This is a genomic window from Acidimicrobiia bacterium, from assembly GCA_035948415.1.
GTDB lineage: Bacteria > Actinomycetota > Acidimicrobiia > IMCC26256 > PALSA-555 > PALSA-555.
The window spans coordinates 1-1,506 of the sequence record DASZJD010000118.1 but is presented as its reverse complement, the minus strand read 5'-3'; the positions used below and the strand labels follow the sequence as shown (position 1 = coordinate 1,506).

Below are 1,506 nucleotides of genomic sequence, written 5' to 3'. Positions count from 1 at the left end.
CACAGCGTCGTGGTGAGCCCGGACTCGTAGGCGAGGACGACGAGCTGGGTACGGTCCCGGGCCCCGAGCTTGGTCAAGATCCTGCTCACGTGCGTCTTGGCCGTCGGCAGGCTCACGTGCAACCTCTGGGCGAGTTCGGCGTTCGACAGCCCGTGGGCGACCAGCGACAGGACCTCGCGCTCGCGCTCGGTGAGCTCCGCCAGGCCCCGGGGCGCCCGGGGGTCTCGGGTCCTGCTCTGCCCGGCGAAGTGCGCGATGAGCCGGCGCGTCACGCTCGGAGCCAGCAGCGCCTCCCCCGCGGCGACGGTGCGGATCGCGCTCAGCAACTCCTCGAGTGGTCGGCTCTTCAGCGCGAAGCCGCTCGCTCCCGCCCGCAGCGCCTCGAAGACGTACTCGTCGAGGTCGAACGTCGTAAGGATGAGCACCCGGGACCTACCGGCCGAAGTGATCCGCCGCGTCGCCTCGATCCCGTCCATCACCGGCATCCGGACATCCATGACGACGACGTCGGGCGACAGGCCCGTCGCGAGTTGCACCGCCTGCCGGCCATCGGCCGCCTCGCCGACCACTTCCAGGTCGTCTTCCGCGTTGATGAGCGAGGAGAACGCGGTACGGAGCAGGGCCTCGTCGTCGACGACGAGCACGCTGGTCGTCACCCCGCCGCCCCCTCGACCGGGACCTCGGCGAGCACGCGGAAGCCGTCAGCCGCGAGCGGTTCGGCCACGAGGCGGCCACCGAACGCGCCGATCCGTTCGCGCATCCCGAGAATCCCGTGGCCGGTGCCCTGGCTGGCCGGCGGCGCCTCACGGCCCCGGGGCCCGGCTGGCCCGCCGTCGTCGGCAACCTCGATGCGGACGTCCTGGGTCGAGACGGCGAGGTCCACGGCGGCGCGGGCGCCCGGTGCATGCTTCACGACGTTGGTCAGCGCCTCCTGGACAACCCGGTAGATCGAGAGCTCGAGCGCCGGAGAAAGCCGCCGGTCGGTGCCCGATATCCGAAGCTCCACCGGCGTCCCGGCGGCCCGGACGGTCTCGACCAGCTCCTCCAGGTCAGCGAGCCTCGGCGCCGGCGCCCGGGCGCCCGCTCCGGCCTCCTCCTCGCGGAGCAGCCCGAGCACTACCCGCAGCTCATCCTGGGCGGTCCGGCCGATCGTCTCGATCGACTCCAGCGCCGCGCTCGCCTCTTCCGGTCGCTTGTCCGCCAGGCGCCTGCCCACCCCGGCCTGGACGGTGATCACCGCGAGGGCGTGGGCCACGACGTCGTGCAGTTCGTGAGCGATGCGCACCCGCTCCTCGCGGACCTCCTGGCGCGCGCGCAACGCCTCGGCGGCTCGCTCGCGCTCGGCTTGTTCGGCCAATCCTGCCTGGTAGCGCCGCCGCGCCGCCACGCTGTCGCCGACGAACCAGGCCGCCGCCGTCGGCAAGAAGCCTTCCACGGCCTCGGCGGCGGGCGATGCATAACTGACCGTGAGCGCGGCGTAGGCGAGCGCTCCGCCCAGCGCCACCG

Annotated in this window: 2 protein-coding genes; both read right to left on the bottom strand. The window is 73.0% G+C overall.

Features of this window, described 5'->3' with window-relative positions:
* Positions 1-656: response regulator transcription factor (locus VG869_15955; GenBank protein ID HEV3452678.1), on the bottom strand; the 656-nt coding region annotated here is incomplete at its 3' end.
* Positions 653-1,506 (bottom strand): sensor histidine kinase (locus VG869_15950; protein HEV3452677.1); only part of this gene is annotated, 854 nt, incomplete at its 5' end. The genes VG869_15955 and VG869_15950, both read right to left, overlap by 4 nt.